This is a genomic window from Actinospica robiniae DSM 44927 (assembly GCF_000504285.1).
GTDB lineage: Bacteria > Actinomycetota > Actinomycetes > Streptomycetales > Catenulisporaceae > Actinospica > Actinospica robiniae.
In genome coordinates this window covers 5344264-5359876 of sequence record NZ_KI632511.1, presented here as the reverse complement: position 1 = coordinate 5359876, position 15613 = coordinate 5344264, and the positions used below count along the sequence as shown (strand labels likewise).

General features: G+C 73.1%; 15 protein-coding genes. 9 read left to right on the top strand and 6 right to left on the bottom strand.

Annotation, left to right across the window (positions count from 1 at the left end; genetic code table 11):
• From ACTRO_RS22600 to tsaE, 4 genes are all read left to right on the top strand, one after another.
• Entirely contained in the window at nucleotides 1–1440 is a 1440-nt protein-coding gene (locus tag ACTRO_RS22600) for a bifunctional ADP-dependent NAD(P)H-hydrate dehydratase/NAD(P)H-hydrate epimerase (RefSeq protein ID WP_034266019.1), read from the top strand.
• Nucleotides 1437–2597: an alanine racemase gene (gene alr, locus ACTRO_RS22595; RefSeq protein ID WP_051451230.1), complete on the top strand. Its 1161-nt coding sequence runs from the start codon at nucleotides 1437–1439 to the stop codon at nucleotides 2595–2597. The genes ACTRO_RS22600 and alr overlap by 4 nt, the downstream gene beginning before the upstream one ends.
• A gap of 162 nt (nucleotides 2598–2759) precedes the next feature.
• Nucleotides 2760–3920, top strand: a complete 1161-nt coding sequence (locus tag ACTRO_RS22590; protein ID WP_051451229.1) for an alpha/beta fold hydrolase — start codon at nucleotides 2760–2762, stop codon at nucleotides 3918–3920.
• A 23-nt stretch (nucleotides 3921–3943) separates the two neighbouring features.
• Entirely contained in the window at nucleotides 3944–4414 is a 471-nt protein-coding gene (gene tsaE, locus ACTRO_RS22585; RefSeq protein WP_084316470.1) for a tRNA (adenosine(37)-N6)-threonylcarbamoyltransferase complex ATPase subunit type 1 TsaE, read from the top strand.
• A gap of 25 nt (nucleotides 4415–4439) precedes the next feature.
• On the opposite strand, the gene ACTRO_RS22580 is transcribed toward tsaE, so the two are convergent.
• A complete protein-coding gene (locus ACTRO_RS22580; protein ID WP_051451228.1) occupies nucleotides 4440–5078 on the bottom strand; it encodes a L,D-transpeptidase in 639 nt (212 codons plus the stop codon).
• A 149-nt stretch (nucleotides 5079–5227) separates the two neighbouring features.
• Here ACTRO_RS22580 and tsaB point away from each other — a divergent pair, with 149 nt between their 5' ends.
• The 4 genes from tsaB (at nucleotide 5228) to ACTRO_RS22560 (ending at nucleotide 8780) form a co-directional block, all read left to right on the top strand.
• Nucleotides 5228–5944, top strand: coding sequence for a tRNA (adenosine(37)-N6)-threonylcarbamoyltransferase complex dimerization subunit type 1 TsaB (tsaB, locus tag ACTRO_RS22575; protein ID WP_051451227.1), 717 nt, complete (start codon nucleotides 5228–5230; stop codon nucleotides 5942–5944).
• A gap of 53 nt (nucleotides 5945–5997) precedes the next feature.
• Nucleotides 5998–6576 carry a ribosomal protein S18-alanine N-acetyltransferase gene (rimI, locus tag ACTRO_RS22570; protein ID WP_051452472.1) on the top strand — a complete coding sequence of 193 codons (579 nt, stop codon included), beginning with the start codon at nucleotides 5998–6000 and terminating at the stop codon, nucleotides 6574–6576.
• A complete protein-coding gene (tsaD, locus tag ACTRO_RS22565; RefSeq protein ID WP_034266013.1) occupies nucleotides 6573–7616 on the top strand; it encodes a tRNA (adenosine(37)-N6)-threonylcarbamoyltransferase complex transferase subunit TsaD in 1044 nt (347 codons plus the stop codon). Before rimI ends, tsaD begins: the two co-directional genes overlap by 4 nt.
• 201 nt (nucleotides 7617–7817) lie before the next feature.
• Nucleotides 7818–8780 (top strand): hypothetical protein, encoded by a 963-nt coding sequence (locus ACTRO_RS22560; protein ID WP_034266010.1) that lies wholly within the window; start codon nucleotides 7818–7820, stop codon nucleotides 8778–8780.
• Nucleotides 8781–8850: 70 nt separating this feature from the next.
• Here the strand turns inward: ACTRO_RS22560 and ACTRO_RS22555 are convergent, their stop codons facing one another.
• The 4 genes from ACTRO_RS22555 to ACTRO_RS43715 form a co-directional block, all read right to left on the bottom strand.
• On the bottom strand, nucleotides 8851–9282 hold the full coding sequence (locus tag ACTRO_RS22555; protein ID WP_051451226.1) for an FMN-binding protein: 432 nt from the start codon (nucleotides 9280–9282) through the stop codon (nucleotides 8851–8853).
• A 56-nt stretch (nucleotides 9283–9338) separates the two neighbouring features.
• A complete protein-coding gene (locus ACTRO_RS22550; protein ID WP_051451225.1) occupies nucleotides 9339–10778 on the bottom strand; it encodes a ferredoxin reductase family protein in 1440 nt (479 codons plus the stop codon).
• Between the two features lie 120 nt (nucleotides 10779–10898).
• The gene (locus ACTRO_RS22545) at nucleotides 10899–11327 is read right to left on the bottom strand and encodes an OsmC family peroxiredoxin (RefSeq protein WP_034266007.1); all 429 of its coding nucleotides are present in this window, start codon (nucleotides 11325–11327) and stop codon (nucleotides 10899–10901) included.
• 58 nt (nucleotides 11328–11385) lie between these two features.
• Complete coding sequence (locus tag ACTRO_RS43715; RefSeq protein ID WP_051451224.1) at nucleotides 11386–13005, bottom strand: DUF2079 domain-containing protein; 1620 nt, start codon at nucleotides 13003–13005, stop codon at nucleotides 11386–11388.
• Between the two features lie 35 nt (nucleotides 13006–13040).
• On the opposite strand from ACTRO_RS43715, the gene ACTRO_RS22535 reads away from it, so the two are divergent.
• A complete protein-coding gene (locus ACTRO_RS22535) occupies nucleotides 13041–14249 on the top strand; it encodes a THUMP-like domain-containing protein (RefSeq protein ID WP_051451223.1) in 1209 nt (402 codons plus the stop codon).
• Here ACTRO_RS22535 and ACTRO_RS22530 read toward each other — a convergent pair.
• Nucleotides 14200–15612, bottom strand: a complete 1413-nt coding sequence (locus ACTRO_RS22530; protein WP_034266004.1) for a sensor histidine kinase — start codon at nucleotides 15610–15612, stop codon at nucleotides 14200–14202. The two genes, ACTRO_RS22535 and ACTRO_RS22530, sit on opposite strands and share 50 nt — an antisense overlap.
• Nucleotide 15613: the final 1 nt, after the last annotated feature.

Here is a 15613-nt window from a genome sequence, read left to right as displayed (position 1 = left end):
ATGAGGTACGCATACGAGGTGGCGGCCGTCCGCGCGGCGGAACAGGAACTGATGGCCGCTCTGCCCGAGGGCGCGCTCATGCAGCGGGCCGCGACCGGGTTGGCGAACGTGGCCGCGGCCATTCTGGGTTCGGCCCGCGGCGGCGTGTACGGCTCGCGCGTGCTGCTGCTGGTGGGCGTGGGTGACAACGGCGGCGACGCCCTCTACGCGGGAGCGATGCTGGCCCGGCGCGGCGCCGCGGTCCACGCGGTGCTCGCCGACCCCTCCCGGGCGCACGCCGGCGGGCTCGACGCGCTGCGGACGGCCGGCGGCCGGGCCGCACCGGCGGGTGACGCCCGGGAGCTCGCTGATCGCGCGGACCTGATTCTGGACGGGCTGCTCGGCATCGGCGGACACGGCGGGTTGCGCGGCGTCTTCGCCGAGCTCGCCGAGGCCGCGCACGCCGCCGTCGCGCAGACGGGCGCGCCGATCGTCGCGGTGGATCTGCCCAGCGGCGTGGACGCGGACACCGGCGAGGTCGGCGGCGTCGCGATCCGGGCCGACGTCACCGTCACCTTCGGCACGCACAAGCCAGGGCTCTTCATCGATCCGGCGGCCGCGCACGTCGGCGTCGTCGAACTCGTCGACATCGGCCTGGAGTTCGGCTCCGCCGAGCCGGCCGTCGAGGTCTTACAGCAGGCGGATGTGCGTGCTCTGCTGCCCGAGCCGGGCCGGTTCGCGCACAAGTACAGCCGCGGCGTGCTCGGCCTCGCGGTCGGCTCCGAGCGTTACCCCGGCGCGGCCCTACTCGCGGCCGGAGCTGCGCTGCGCTCCGGCGTGGGAGCGGTGCGCTATGACGGGCCGGTCGACGTCGTCAGCGCCCATCCGGAGGTGCTGCAGGGCGACGGGCGGGTGCAGGCGTGGGTGGTCGGCTCCGGGCTCGGGGAGGGCGACGAGGCGCGGGGGCGGCTGACCAGGGTCCTGGCCGGGGACGTGCCGGTGCTCATCGACGCCGACGGTCTCAGGCTGCTGCCGAAGAGCCGCCTCGAGCGGACCGCGCCGACGCTGCTGACCCCGCACAGCGGCGAGGCCGGCGCGCTGCTCGGATGCAGCGCCGAGGAGGTCGACGCGCGGCGGCTGGACGCGGTTCGGGACCTGGCGCGCACCTACGATGCCACGGTGCTGCTGAAGGGGGCGTTCAGCCTCGTCGCGGACCCTGGCGGCGGCACTGTCCGGGTCAACACCCATGCCACCTCGTACCTGGCCACGGCCGGGAGCGGCGACGTGCTCGCGGCCCTGGCCGGCGGCCTGCTGGCGGGCGGGCTCTCGCCCATGGACGCGGCGTCGGCGGCGGCGTATCTGCACGGCGCGGCCGGGCTGGTCGCGGCACGCAGCGGGCCGGTCGCCGCAGGTGACCTGGTCGCGGCCCTGCCCGGGGCCTGGCAGAATGTCGCCGGATGAGCACCCGTACCGCCGCACCGCCCGCACGGCTCGAGGCCCGTGTGGATCTCGACGCGCTTCGCGCCAACGTGCGGCGCCTGCGCGAGATCGCCGGGCCGGCTCGGGTGATGGCCGTGGTGAAGGCCGACGCGTACGGGCACGGCATGGTCCCGTGCGCCCGGGCCGCGGTCGAGGCCGGCGCCGCCTGGCTGGGTACGGCCGTGCCGGAGGAGGCGCTGGCTCTGCGCGCCGCGGGCCTCGACGTGCCGATCCTGACCTGGCTGCACGCGCCCGGCGACGACTTCGAGGCGCTGGTGCGGGCGGAGGTGGACGTCTCCGTCTCCGGCCAGTGGGCGCTGGCGGAGGTGCTGGAGGCGGCCGAGCGCGCCGGCCGCCTGGCCCGGATCCAGCTCAAGGCGGACACCGGGCTGGGCCGCAACGGGATCCAGCCGCACGAGTGGCCGCTGGTGGTGGACGAGGCGGTCAAGGCCGAGCGGGCCGGGCTGCTCGAGGTGACCGGCCTGTGGTCGCACTTCGCCTGCGCGGACGAGCCCGGGCATCCCTCGATCCGAGCGCAGCTGACCCGCTTTCACGAGGCCTTGGAGTACGCGGAATCGGCCGGCCTGCGCGGCCGGCTGCGGCACATGGCGAACTCGCCGGCCACCCTCACCCTGCCGGAGAGCCACTTCGACCTCGTCCGCCCGGGCCTCGCCGTCTACGGGCTCAGCCCCGCGCCGGAGCTCGGCACCCCGGCGGAGCACGGGCTGCGGCCGGTGATGACCCTGCGCGGGCGCCTCGCCCTGGTCAAGTGGGTCCCGGCGGGCCACGGCGTGTCCTACGGGCACACCTACCGGACCGGGGGCGAGACCCGGCTCGGGCTGGTGCCGGCCGGGTACGCGGACGGCATCCCGCGCGCGGCCTCGGATCGCGGCCCGGTGCTGGTCGGCGGGCGGCGCTACCACGTCGCGGGCCGGGTGGCGATGGACCAGTTCGTGGTCGACTTCGGGCCGGGCGGCCCGGACGAGCACGGGCCGGCGGCCGGCGACGAGGTGGTGCTGTTCGGACCGGGCGAGCGGGGCGAGCCGACGGCGCAGGACTGGGCCGAGGCGATCGGCACCATCGGCTACGAGGTGGTCACCCGAATCGGTGGCCGGGTGCCTCGGGTGTACGTCGGCTGAGCGCACGTCAGGCGGCCTGCCTCGGCCGCCGCGATCTCGGCCGGTCGAACGCTTGAAGCGCGGCTGCCGGGCAACAATAGTGAACAGATCGCGGCGGCGTGGCCGCGGTGGCGGCGCGGAGCGAGCGCCGGGCGTGCGGCAGTGGCGGAAGGCGGCCGAGCGGTGGCAGAGGCGTCGGGCAAGGGCAGGCGGGCCGGGCTTCTCGGCGCCGCCGTCGGGGTGGTGGCGGCGGGAGTCGCGGTCGGCTTCACCGTGGAACGGCTCACCATCGGGCGGGCGGTGCGGCGGATGGCCGCGATACACGACCCCGGCGAGCCCTTCGGCTCGCTGCGAGGCGACGCGCGCACGGTGCGCGCGAACGACGGGGTCGAGCTGCACGTGGAGGTGGACGAGCCGCGCGGCCCGGCGACGGGGCGGGCGGCGGAGGCCGCCGATCCGGACGAGGCCGAGCGCCCCACTCTGCTCTTCACCCACGGCTTCTGCCTGGACCAGGACTGCTGGCACTACCAGCGGGCCGAGTTCTCCGCGACGCACCGGATGGTGTTCTGGGACCAGCGCGGCCACGGCCGCTCCGGCAAGCTGCCGCGCGAGCGCTCCGGCCGTTCGGCCTCGGTGACGGTGGATCAGCTCGCCGACGACCTCCACGCCGTGCTCGAGGCCGCCTGCCCGCAGGGCCCGGTGATCCTGATCGGGCACTCGATGGGCGGGATGACCATGATGGCGCTGGCCCAGCGGCATCCCGAGCTGTTCGGCGACCGGATCGTGGGCGCCGCGCTGATCAGCACCTCGGCCGGGCGCTTCGAGGACGTCGTGTTCGGGCTGCCGCGCCCCGGCGCGCAGCTGCTGCACCGGGCCACCCCCGGGCTGCTCGGCCTGCTGGCCCGTCAGGCCGCGCTGGTGGACCGCGGCCGCACGCTCGGCGGCGACCTCGGCCTGGTGCTCACCCGCCGCTACGCCTTCGGCTCCGAGGTGCCCGAGTCAGTGGTGCGCTTCACCCTGGACATGATCGAATCAGTGTCCATCGACGTCATCGCCGAGTACTACCCGGCGCTGAGCCACGTGGAGCTCGGCGACGCGGTGCCGCTGTTCGACCGCGTGCCCACGCTCGTGCTCGGCGCCTCCGGCGACATGGTGCTGCCGGTGGCGCACAGCGAGGCCCTGGCCGCCGCCATCCCCTCGGCCGCCTACACGGTGCTGCCGAACGCCGGACACGCGGTCATCCTGGAGCATCCGGACGAGGTGAACGAGGCGTTGCGTACTCTGGTGGACCGGGTCGAGGCTCAGCTCGATCCGGCTCCGTCCCCCCGGAGGGCGGCGCAGTAGGGACTCGCAGTGAGGGATGCGCAGTGAACGATTCCGAGTCCGGCCGCGGCCGGACCGCGCCCGAGGTGGTGCGGGCCGAGGACGCCGCGGCCACCCGCGCGGCCGGCCTGCGCTTCGCCGAGCGCCTCGGCCCCGGCGACCTGGTGATTCTTTCGGGTGGACTGGGGGCGGGCAAGACCACCTTCACCCAGGGCCTGGCCGAGGGACTCGGCGTGCGCGGCCCGATCACCTCGCCCACCTTCGTGCTGGCGCGGGTGCACCCCTCGCTCACCGGCGGCCCGGCGCTGGTGCACGTGGACGCCTACCGGCTCGGCGGCCTGGCCGAGCTCGACGACCTGGACCTCGACGCGTCGGTGGAGGACTCGGTCACCGTGGTGGAGTGGGGCGAGGGCAAGGCGGAGGTGCTGGCCGAGGGCCGAGGCGGGCACTACGTGGTCAGGTTCGACCGTTCCCGCGAGGACGACGTCCGGGAGATCGCCTTCGAAAGGTCCTGACGCGGCGCGCGGATCGCCGGGCGTGTCAGGACACGACGACGACGTCGGTGCCGACCGAGGCGAACTGGTAGAGCACCAGCGCGTCGGTCTGTTCCATCCGCACGCCGCCGGTGCTGCCGGTGGGCTTCGGCGGCATGCCGGCCAGGCCGGCCACGGCGTCGAAGCCGAAGACGGTGTCGGAGCTGGAATCGAAGCGCACCAGGTAGACCACGGCCTTGCCGTCGCCGCCGGTCGAGCCGGGGCTCTTGGCGTAGACCTGGAAGGTGCCCGCGGGCGGTGTGACGGTGCCGGGCACCACCTGCATGGTCCGGCTCACCGTCGATCCCTGCACCAGCCACACCCGGTGCTCGCTCGGCGAGTAGACGATCCGGGTGCCGCTGCCCGAGTGCGCCGGCAGCGTGGTGGGCAGGGGGGCGGTCTTCGAGGTCGAAGACGCCTTGGCGCTGTTGTTCGTCGACGCGTGCGGCGCGGTCGCCTCCGCCTGGGCGGCGAGGATTCCCACGCCGGCCAAGGCGGCCAGCGTCATCGTCAGCACCGAGAAGGTCGCGCCGCGGCCGGACTTGCGCGGTGCGCGGACCCCGCGCGGCGCGCCCGGATCCGGGGCGGCGGGGGCCGGGTCGGCGCCGTATCTGCGGGCGCCGGCGGCCCGGGTTCCTCTACCCATGGGGGCCATCATGCCCTACCGGTACGGCGCGGGTTAAGTGGCAGGGACAGGGCAATGCGCTCCGGCACGGTGCGTGCCCGCGCGGTAGCGGGCGCCGACGGATGGGAGCCGTGACGGGCTCCGGACGCGCGGTGATGAATAATGGCCGGGTGCTGCTCTTGGCTTTCGACACGGCGACCCCGGCGGTGACCGTCGCACTGCGGGGCGGACAGGGCGTGCTCGCGCAGCACACCGTCATCGACGCGCGCAGGCACGGGGAACTGCTGGCCCCCGGCATCGAGCGGGTGCTGGCCGAGGCCGGCGCCGCGCGCGCGGACCTGACCGCGGTGGCCGTCGGGGTCGGGCCGGGCCCGTTCACCGGGCTGCGGGTCGGGCTGATGACGGCCCGGGCGCTCGGGGACGCGCTGGAGATCCCGGTGCACGGCGTGTGCACCCTCGACATCCTGGCCGCCGAGGTGCTCGCGGACGGCGGGCCTGGCAAGGATTTCGCGGTCGCCACCGACGCGCGCCGGCGCGAGGTGTACTGGGCCGTGTACGACGCGGCCGGGCGGCGCGGCGGCGAGCCGGCCGTGGACCGTCCGGCCGAGATCGCCGATCAGTTGGCCGGACGCGCGGTGGCCGGGCAGGGCCCGGTGCTCTACCCGGACCGCTTCCCGGCGCCGCTCGCGCCCGAGCTGCCCAGCGCGGCCGTGCTGGCCGACCTGACGGCGCGCCTGCTGGCCGAGGACCCGAGTGCGCTGCTGCCGCCCTATCCGCTCTACCTGCGCCGCCCCGACGCGGTCGAACCGGGCGCGCCCAAATCCGTGCGCCAGCCGGACGCGCGCGAGCTCGGCGGCCGCGCGGCGACCGGGGCGGGCCCGGCGTGACCGGCTGGGGACCGCCCGCCGCGGCCGGCGAGACCGGGATCCGTCTGCGCCGGATGCGCTGGTGGGACATCCCGGGCGTGGTCCTGCTCGAGCACCTCGCCTTTCCCGAGGACGCCTGGTCGGTCGGGATGTTCTGGTCGGAGCTGGCCGAGTCCGCCAGCCGGCACTACGTGGTGGCCGAGGACACCGGCTCGCGCGGCGGGCGGCCGGGCGAGGCGGAGCCGCGCATCGTCGGATACGCGGGCCTGCTCGCCGGGGCGGGGGAGGCCGAGGTGCTCACGATCGCGGTGGATCCGGCCCGGTCCGGGCGGGGGCTCGGCGCGCGGCTGCTGACCGAGCTGATGCGGGAGGCGGCCCGGCGCCGCTGCGACGAGGTCGTGCTGGAAGTGCGGGTGGACAACGAGCGGGCGCAGAAGCTTTATCAGCGCTTCGGTTTCGCCGGGATCGGGGTGCGCAAGGGCTACTACCAGCCGGCCGGGGTGGACGCGCTGGTGATGCGCAGCAGCGGGGTGCTCGGCCGGTTCGGGCCGGGCCCCGGCGGCGGATTCGGCGGCGCGCACGCGCTGCCCGGGAACTCCGCGCTGCCCGAAACCGGGATGGACGCTGATTTCGAGAACAGGGTGAACCCATGACCGCCGACCAGCCGATCGTGCTCGGCTTCGAGACCTCCTGCGACGAGACCGGGGTCGGCATCGTGCGCGGCACGGAGCTGCTCGCCGACGCGGTGGCCACCAGCGTCGACGAGCACGCCCGCTACGGCGGCGTGGTGCCGGAGGTGGCCTCGCGGGCGCACCTGGAGGCGATGGTGCCCACCGTGCGCCGCGCCCTGGACCAGGCCGGCCTCAAGCTCTCCGACATCGACGCGGTGGCGGTCACCTCGGGCCCGGGCCTGGCCGGCGCGCTGCTGGTCGGGGTGGCCGCGGCCAAGGCGTACGCGCTGGCGCTGGGCAAGCCGATCTACGGGGTCAACCACCTGGCCGCGCACGTGTGCGTGGACCAGCTCGAGCACGGCCCGCTGCCGCAGCCGGCGATGGCGCTGCTGGTCTCCGGCGGCCACTCCTCGCTGCTGCTGGTGCCGGACGTGGCCACCGACATCCGCCCGCTGGGCAACACGATCGACGACGCGGCCGGCGAGGCCTTCGACAAGGTGGCCCGGGTGCTCGGCCTCGGCTTCCCGGGCGGTCCGCTGATCGACAAGGCGGCGCGCGAGGGCGGCGACCCGCAGGCCATCGCCTTCCCGCGCGGGCTGACCGGCCCGCGTGACGCGCCGTTCGACTTCTCCTTCTCCGGCTTGAAGACCGCGGTCGCGCGGTGGATCGAGGCGAGGGAGCGGGCCGGCGAGCCGGTGCCGGTGGCCGACGTGGCCGCCTCGTTCCAGGAGGCCGTGGTGGACGTGCTCACCCGCAAGGCACTGCGCGCCTGCAAGGAGCACGGCGTCGAGCATCTGCTGATCGGCGGCGGCGTCGCGGCCAACTCGCGGCTGCGCGCGCTGGCGGTGGAGCGGGCCGAGGCGGTGGGAATCAGGGTTCGGGTACCGCGGCCGGGCCTGTGCACCGACAACGGCGCCATGGTGGCCGCGCTGGGTGCGCAGCTGGTCGCCAGCGGCGTGGCACCGAGCGCGTTGGACCTGCCGGCCGACTCCTCGATGCCGGTGACCGAGGTCGTCGCGTAAAAGAGCGTAAAAGCCTTGTCTGTTTTCGTCTCCACTGTGTGTTTCCACCGTGTCACAGCCGGAACGCACAGGGCGCTTGACGTGGGCCGGAAACGGCCGGAACCTCATCGAACGCGCAGCCACGGGGTATCCCAGACCTGACACCCTTCCGGGCCGGGCACTATCCTCTTGAGGTGGTGGGCTCGTAAAGGTGTGGGGAGCATGCTCGGGAACGACGATCTCGTAGGCGGAGCCGTCCGGCAATGGCGGCCCTCGACGACCGTGCGCATCGTGGGCGGTTGGGTCGCGATCGTGGGCTGCTGCGTGCTCGGATCGACCGCGGGCGCCTGGCTGCGCGGGGATCTCGCCACGTTCCCGGCCGTGCTGTGCGTCGCCGCCGGGGCGCTGGCGATCTGGTTCGGCTACGGCTACCTGCACCGCTACCGGATCGCCCTGGGCAACGGGGTGCTGATGATCGTCGGGGTCTGGCGCACCTACCGCGTCCCGGTGCAGCTGGTGGACGGCGCGCGGGCGACCCGGACCGGCGTGGTGTTCGAGCTCGCCGACGGCTCGCGCTGCCTGGCCGGCGCGGTGGCCGCGCCCTCGCCGCGCGCGGACGCCGCGGTGGACGCGGTGCTGGCGGCCGCGGCCACCGAGCGCGCGCTGCAGGGCCTGGGCGAGTTCGGCCTGGACCTCAAGCCGATCGGCGCGTCCTGGCCCCGATCCCGTTCTGCCGCGCGGATCGCCGGGCCGACCCAGCCGATCGCAGCGACGCTCGGCCTGTGGGGCCGGCTCACCTCGCGCAGCCCGCGTGCCACGGTGCTGCGATACGCGCTGTGCTGGCTGATGCTGGCCACCGCCTACGGCGCGTTCTTCGTCGCGCAGGACAGCGACGCGGCGACCTCCTCGGCCGCGCCCACGACGCTGCCGCAGCTGAAGGTGGGCGACTGCCTCGCCGATTCGAACGATCCGAGCACGGTGACGCCTTGCACCTCGCCGCACACCGCCCAGGTGTTCATGGTCAGCGACTACACGCCGGGCATCAGCTGCGACAAGAGCGACATCGACCAGACCGTGCTGCCGGCGCAGACCTCGTACTCGGTGATCACGGTCTGGAACGGCACCAGCCGGACGTCCTGCCTGGTGATCACCAGCTCGATCAGCTGGTCCGTGGTCAAGTTCTGAGTCCGGGCCGGCCTCGGCCGGGCCTCGTGACGAGGCCCGGCCGAGTAGCCGTGTGGTGTTCCCAGCGCCCTTACTGGATCGCCGTCGCCGACATCTTGGGCGCCGGCGGTGCCGCCACGTCCAGCGCCGCCTGCAGCGACTGCAGGTAGGCCTCGCTGGTGTAGGTGGCTCCGCTGACCGCGTCGAGGTGGTAGCTCTGCTTGCGGAGCACCTCGCCGCGCAGCACGGCCGCCGCGTGCTGCGAGTCCTCCCAGGAGTGGTTGTTGTCGTGCGGCAGCTGCAACGCCTTGACGTCCACGATCCGGGAGCCGACACAGGTGACCTGCACCTGCACGATGCCGTGCGCCAACGCGATCTCGGGGCCGACCGCGGTGCGGGTGCTCGCCGAGGCGCTGACGTCGTCGAGCGCGGCCGAGGGCCGCGGCGACGTGTACGCCTTGTCCAGGATGACCGCGGCCATCACCGCGATCGAGGCCACGACGCAGAAGACGAATTTGCGCATCAGGTCCTCAGGGGTGTTTTCGTCGTACTCGAGGGCACTTGAGGGTATCCGAGGTCTTAGAAGTCGAAGAGTTCGCTGTGGATGTAGCGCCGCTTGACCCCCGCTTTGCGCAGATTGCGGATGGACGCGCCCACCATGCCGGGCGAGCCGCAGATGAACACCTCCCGCTCACGCAGGTCCGGGATCCGCCACAGCAGCTGCTGCGGGTGCATCGGATCCTCCTTCGGATCCTTGCCGCGCTTGCCGAGGATGGGCAGGAAGGTCAGCTTGCCCTGCCGCTGCATCCGCCACAGCTCGTCCGCCATCAGCAGCTCGTGCTCGGAGCTGGCCCGCTGCGCGAAGATCACGTCGCGCTCGTTGCCCTCCAGCGTCTCGGCGATGGCCCGCAGCGGGGTCACCCCGACGCCGCCGCCGAGCAGCAGCACCCGCTTGCGCCGCCGCAGCACGGCCGTGAAGGCGCCGTACGGGCCGTCGGCGAACACGCGCTGGCCGGGCCGCAGCCGGCGCTTGAGCCGGCGCGTGTAGGCCCCGACGCCCTTGATCGTCAGCCGCAGCGTGTCGTCGGTCGGGTGGGCGGAGAGGGAGAAGGGATGCGACTGGTACCACACGCCGCGGGCCATGAAGCGCCAGCGGAAGTACTGGCCGCCGACCGCGTTGAGGTCGTCGATCCGCTTGCCCTTGATGTAGATGCTGAAGGTGTCCGGCGCCTCGGCCACGATGTGCGAGATGTGCAGCCGGTGCTTGAGGTGGCGGCGGATCGGGATGTAGAGCCGGTGGTTGAGCACCGCGAGCGCCACCGCGACGCTCAGCGCCGTCCAGGTGTAGCGGGCGGCGGTGTTGCGGGTGAACTGCGCGCCCATGGCGATCTCGTGCCCGTAGGCGAGCACGCCGGCCGGGTAGGCGATCAGGTGGATCATGTGCCAGCGCTCATAGCCGAGCTTGCGCCGGATCTTGCGGGCAGAGCTCAGGCCCAGGCACAGCAGCAGCAGGTAGGCGATGGTCGCGAAGAGCACGTCGGGGTAGGTCTGGAGCACGCCCACGAGCACGGCGTTGACCGGGGCGCCGAGGCTCAGGCTGTAGCCGGCCAGCACCAGCACCACGTGCATGGTGAGCAGCAGGAACAGGTACCCGCCGAGGTACCGGTGCAGCGACGCGAGCCACGAGCCGATCCGGTGCTCGAGCCAGGGTATCCGCGCCATCAGCGTGACTTCGATCAGCAGCAGGTAGCCGCCGATCAGGCCGGTCAGCTGCGCGCCCATGATCAGTTCTTCGGACAGATTGGCCACCCGTGAGGGCGGGGTCTGCATCCACCACAGCGTCAGCAGCTCGACGGCGCCGCCGACGGCGAGGATCAGCAGCAGCGTGCTCAAGGCCAGCCGAGAGAGCATCGGCCGGGCGTCGCGCACGGACTTGGTATGCGGATTGGGGAAGGTGCGTACGAACGGGTAGATCGAGCCGGTGGTTTCCGCATCCGCCGGCTCGATCCGTCGTATCACTCCCGCTGGACCTGGACTTGGCTCCATGGCCGGAAGTAAACCTCGTCTGCTCGGTTGATCGTGAGGCTTTGGTCGAAGATTTCTTCGAGATTTGAAGAAAAATTGCTAAACGGCCCAGGCTCAGGCTACGAACTCGGTACTCAGCGTGATCGGCACGGCCTTGAGCGCCTGGGAGACCGGGCAGCCCTCCTTGGCCGCGACGGCGAAGTCCACGAACTGGTCCTCGGTCAGCCCGGGCACCGCGGCCCGCACCGACAGCCGGATCGCGGTGATCCCGGTGCCCGGCTGGAAGTCGACCTCGGCGGCGGTGTCGACCGTGGTGGGCGGGGTGCCGTTCTGCGCCAGCGCGTGCGAGAGCGCCATGGAGTAGCAGGTCGAGTGGGCCGCGCCGATCAGCTCCTCCGGCGAGGTGACGCCGTTGGGCTCGGCCGAGCGCGCGGCCCAGTTGACGTCGAATTCGCCGGCGTGGGACGAGTCGAAGGCGACCCGGCCCTTGCCCTCCATCAGGCTGCCTTCCCAGTGGGCCGAGGCCTTGCGTGTCGTGGCCATGAGGATCGCTCCTTGGTTGGTGAATGACCGTCAGGGCCGATCCTAGGGCCAGCCACCGTCAACTCATCTGCTTGAGCACGTAGATCCCGTACGGGTTGCTCCAGATGATCTCGTAGCTGCTGCCGGTGTGCCGGCCGTCCACCCACTGCACCGGATCCGAGATGGTGCCGGGGAAGCCGGAGACCACCGCGTCGAGCACCACGTACTGCGGCGCCGGGTTGGAGTTGCCGACCCAGTACGCGTCGTCCCGGGCGGCCAGCGGGGCCAGCACGTTGATCGTGGCCTCCACGGTGACGCCGCTCGGCACCATCGCCACGGCCTGGCGCAGCGCGTCGGTGCGGGCGTCGAAGGTGAAGGTGCCCGGGTTGAAGAACTGGTTGAACGCGAACTGCGGGACCATGGCCAGGCTCGCCGCGAGCATCGCCACCGCGCCGTGCCGGCCCATCGCGCCGCTCGCGCCCGCGCCCCAGCGCCGGATCGCACCCGGCGCGTATGGCTCGCCGCGCACCGGTTCACTCGTCGGAGTGAACGGCTCGGCCGATTCCTCCGGCGCTTCGGTGGCGACGACCTCCGGTTCGGCCTCCGCTTCGGCCGCGGCCGGGTCCGCTTCGAGCGGCACCGCGGCCTTGGCCCGCCGGGCCCGGTCCATCGCGTCGATCGCGGCCACGCACAGGACCGGCATCAGCACGGCGTTGTAGTGGTAGCCGGTGCCCCAGAAGCTCGAGTCGGTGGAGATGAAGCGCAGCGCCAGGTTCGGCACCGCGAGCAGCCCCAGCGGCGAACGCAGCGCGCAGAACGCCGTCACCGCGAGCAGCAGGAAAACCAGCTCCAGCTTGGTTCCGGCGTTCGACTGGGCGGAGCTGAGCAGGCAGGTGATCGGGTCGGAGCCGGGGGTGGCGGGTGCGGCGCCGGTCGCGGCGGCCCCGTGCGCGCCGAGGCAGCCGTTCTTGCTCCAGTACGTGTAGATGTGCTGCGGGTTGAACATCGGGATCAGCCAGTAGATCGCGATCAGCGATCCGGCCGTGCCCATCGCCGAGACCACCGCGCCGAGCACCAGCCGGCCGCGCAGCATCACCGCGATGCCGATCGGCAGCACGAAGGTCAGCCCGATGTCCTCCTTGCACAGCAGCGCCAGGAAGCAGCAGGAGATCAGCACCGCGTCGCGGTCCTCGAGCATCGCCCACAGCGCGAAGGCGAGCAGGGGTACGGCGAAGGCGATCTCGTGGAAGTCGAAGTCCACCGCCTGCGCGATCCCGAAGCTCAGCCCGTAGGCCACGCCCACGGCGTAGGCCCCGCCCTGGCCCAGCCGGGAACGGCCCAGCCACACCAGCGGCACCGCCGCGACGGAGAACAGCGCGGCCTGCGCGATCAGCAGCGTCAGCGGGCTCGGGAAGACCAGGAAGATCGGCCCGAGCACGGCCAGGATCGGATGGAAGTGGTCCCCGAGCAGATTGAAGTTCTGCCCCATGACGTCCACGATCGGCGCGTGGAAGTGCCCGTACTGCTTGACCGCCTCGACGAAGATGCCGAGGTCGTAGGATCCGGGCGCCATCCGGTAGTACCGGGCCAGCGAGTCGGTGCCGTAGACCAGGAAGAGCGCGAGAGCCAGCAGCCAGGGGCCGTAGACCGACCGATTCGGAGATTGCGACCGGTCTGAACCTATTCGTGGGAAACGCACAGGGGGCAGAGTACCGAACCGCGCAGTGAGCCAGAATATGTCGCGTGGATCTCACTGAATTCGACTGCTTGCTCACGGAGCGTGGCCGGGCGTTGCTCGCCGAACTCGCGGCCGGATCGGATTCGGCGGATCCGCTGGCCGCCGCGACGGCGCTGCGCGCCCGCTACCCCGCCGAACTGGTCTCCGCGGCGCTGACCCAGGACCGGCTGCGCCGCCGGGCCCGGGCGAAGTTCGGCGAGCAGGCCGCGGACCTGTACTTCACCGAGGCCGGCTACGAGCAGTCCACCCGTCGTCAGGTGGCCCGGCTGCGGGCTGAAAGATTCACGGCCGCCGGCGTACGCCGCGTCGCCGACCTGTGCTGCGGGATCGGCGGGGACGCGCTCGCCTTCGCCGCGGCCGGGATCGACGTGCTCGCCGTCGACCGCGATCCGCTCACCTGTGCCGTGGCGCGGGCCAACGCCGCGGCCCTCGGTCTGGCCGAGCGGGTGGAGGTGGTCTGCGCCGACGTCGCCGAGGTGTCGCTGGACGGCTGCGACGCGGTCTTCCTCGACCCGGCCCGCCGCGCCGAACGCGGCCGGGTGTTCGATCCGGCCGCCTACTCGCCGCCGTGGTCCTTCGCGGTCGGGCTGGCCGAGCGGGTGCCCGCGGCGGGCTTCAAGGTCGCGCCCGGCATCCCGCACGGCGCCCTGCCCGCGGAGGCCGAGGCGGAGTGGGTCTCGGACGGCGGCGACGTCAAGGAGGCGGGGATCTACTTCGGCCCGCTGCGCACCGCCTCCCGCCGGGCCACGCTGCTGCCCGGCCCGCACAGCCTCGCCGCGGGCTCGGCCGACCCCTCCGAATCCGCCATCCCCCACGACCCGGCCCCCGGCGAGATCGGGCCCTACCTGTACGAGCCGGACGGCGCCGTCATCCGTGCCCGCCTGCTCGGCGACCTCGCCGATCTGCTCGACGCCCGCACGCTCGACCCGACCATCGCGTATCTGACCTCGGATAAGCACACGGACACGCCCTACGCCGCCGGCTACGAGATCACCGATGTGCTGCCGTTCAACGTGAAGAAACTGCGCGCCTTCGTCGCCGAACGCGGTTACGGCACGCTGACCATTAAGAAGCGCGGTGCCGATATCGACCCCGAGGCGCTACGCCGTCAACTCAAGCTGGGCGGGCCCAAGACCAACGCCGCCACGCTGATCGTCACCCGTCACCTCGGCCGGCACGTCGCGCTCGTGGCACACGCGCTTTGAACGGCGCCTTGGGCTGCGGCTGACGCGACGCCAGGGTCGGCAGGCTCACGTGCACCTGCAGGCCGCCCAAGGGCGAGCGGCCGGTCGAGAGCGCGCCGCCGACCCGCTCGGCCAGCTTGCGCACGATGTCCAGGCCCAGCCCGGTCGAGCCGTCGCCGCCGGTGCCCGCGCCGCGCTGCAGGGCCAGGCCGTCCGGCACGGCCAGGCCGGGCCCGGAGTCGTCGATCAGCACTGCGACGCTGCCCTCGCCGGTGTGCACGGTCACCTGGAAGCCGGTGCCCTCCGGCGTGTGCCGGAAGATGTTGCCCAGCAAGGTGTCCAGCGCCGCGCTGAGCTCCTGCGCCGAGATCGCCACCACGTCGGTGCGCTGCTCCGTGCGGACCGTGCCGGAGCCGTCCGGCACGCCGGAGGTAGGACCGAAGAAGCGCCAGGGCCGGTCCTCGTCCTCGGCCAGCGCGGACCAGAACGCGATCCGTTCCCGGGCCACGGCCGTGACCTCGCACACCGCGCCGGCCAGCGGTGCGGCGCTGCCCTCCTTGCCGGCCCGCGCGGCCCGGATGATCCGGTCCACTTCCTGCTCGAGCCGGGCGACGGACTCCTGGGTCTGCCGGGCGGCCTGGCTGTCGCCGAGTCCGGCCGCGTTCAGCCGCAGCGCGGTCAGCGGCGTGCGCAGCCGGTGCGAGAGGTCGGCGACCATCTCGCGTTCCGCCGCTATCAGCTGCACGACCCGGTCGGCCATCGCGTTGAACGCTTCGCCGGCCTCCGCCAACTCGCGCGGGCCGCCGGCCACCACCCGCACGCCGGTCTCGCCTTCGCCCAGCCGCCGGGAAGCGTCGGCCAGGTGCCGCGAGGCGCCCACGACGCGGGTGGCCAGACGGTCGGCCACGACGGTCGAACCGAGCACCAGCAGCGCCGCCACCGCGCTCAGCGTCGCCCAGGCCCGGACCAGGCCGTGCTCGCTGGCCGAATCGGCGAGATAGACCTCGATCAAAGCCATGCCAGAGCTCAGCTGCTCGGGCTGTACGAGCTCCTGCCCGCCCGCGACGGCCAACGAGGTTGCGCGGCGTTGTGCGACGGCTTCGGTGAGCTGCGAGGCCGCGGCATGATTCGTGCCCAGCACGGCCCCGCCCGGCAGCACGATGCCGACGATCTGGCCGCCGCTGAGGGTGGCGAGCGCGTCGTCGAGCCGGGCCTGATCCGTCGTCACCGCGAGCAAGGGTTCGAGGGCGGTGATCTGGGCCTCGGCCTGGTGCCGGGCGTTCTCCTGCGCGATGTGCTCCATCGCGACGCCCAGCGGGATCAGGAAGGCCAGCGCGATCATGCTGGTGACGGCGAAGGCGACGCGGGCCAGGGACCAGCGCATC

Excerpts from the sequence above, each read along its gene's own strand:
- ACTRO_RS22580 (WP_051451228.1), bottom strand. The coding sequence starts at position 5,078 with ATGGGTAGAGGAACCCGGGCCGCCGGCGCCCGCAGATACGGCGCCGAC.
- tsaD (WP_034266013.1), top strand. The coding sequence starts at position 6,573 with ATGACCGCCGACCAGCCGATCGTGCTCGGCTTCGAGACCTCCTGCGAC.
- ACTRO_RS22545 (WP_034266007.1), bottom strand. The coding sequence starts at position 11,327 with ATGGCCACGACACGCAAGGCCTCGGCCCACTGGGAAGGCAGCCTGATG.
- ACTRO_RS22555 (WP_051451226.1), bottom strand. The coding sequence starts at position 9,282 with ATGCGCAAATTCGTCTTCTGCGTCGTGGCCTCGATCGCGGTGATGGCC.
- rimI (WP_051452472.1), top strand. The coding sequence starts at position 5,998 with ATGCGCTGGTGGGACATCCCGGGCGTGGTCCTGCTCGAGCACCTCGCC.
- alr (WP_051451230.1), top strand. The coding sequence starts at position 1,437 with ATGAGCACCCGTACCGCCGCACCGCCCGCACGGCTCGAGGCCCGTGTG.
- ACTRO_RS22600 (WP_034266019.1), top strand. The coding sequence starts at position 1 with ATGAGGTACGCATACGAGGTGGCGGCCGTCCGCGCGGCGGAACAGGAA.
- ACTRO_RS22530 (WP_034266004.1), bottom strand. The coding sequence starts at position 15,612 with ATGCGCTGGTCCCTGGCCCGCGTCGCCTTCGCCGTCACCAGCATGATC.
- ACTRO_RS22560 (WP_034266010.1), top strand. The coding sequence starts at position 7,818 with ATGCTCGGGAACGACGATCTCGTAGGCGGAGCCGTCCGGCAATGGCGG.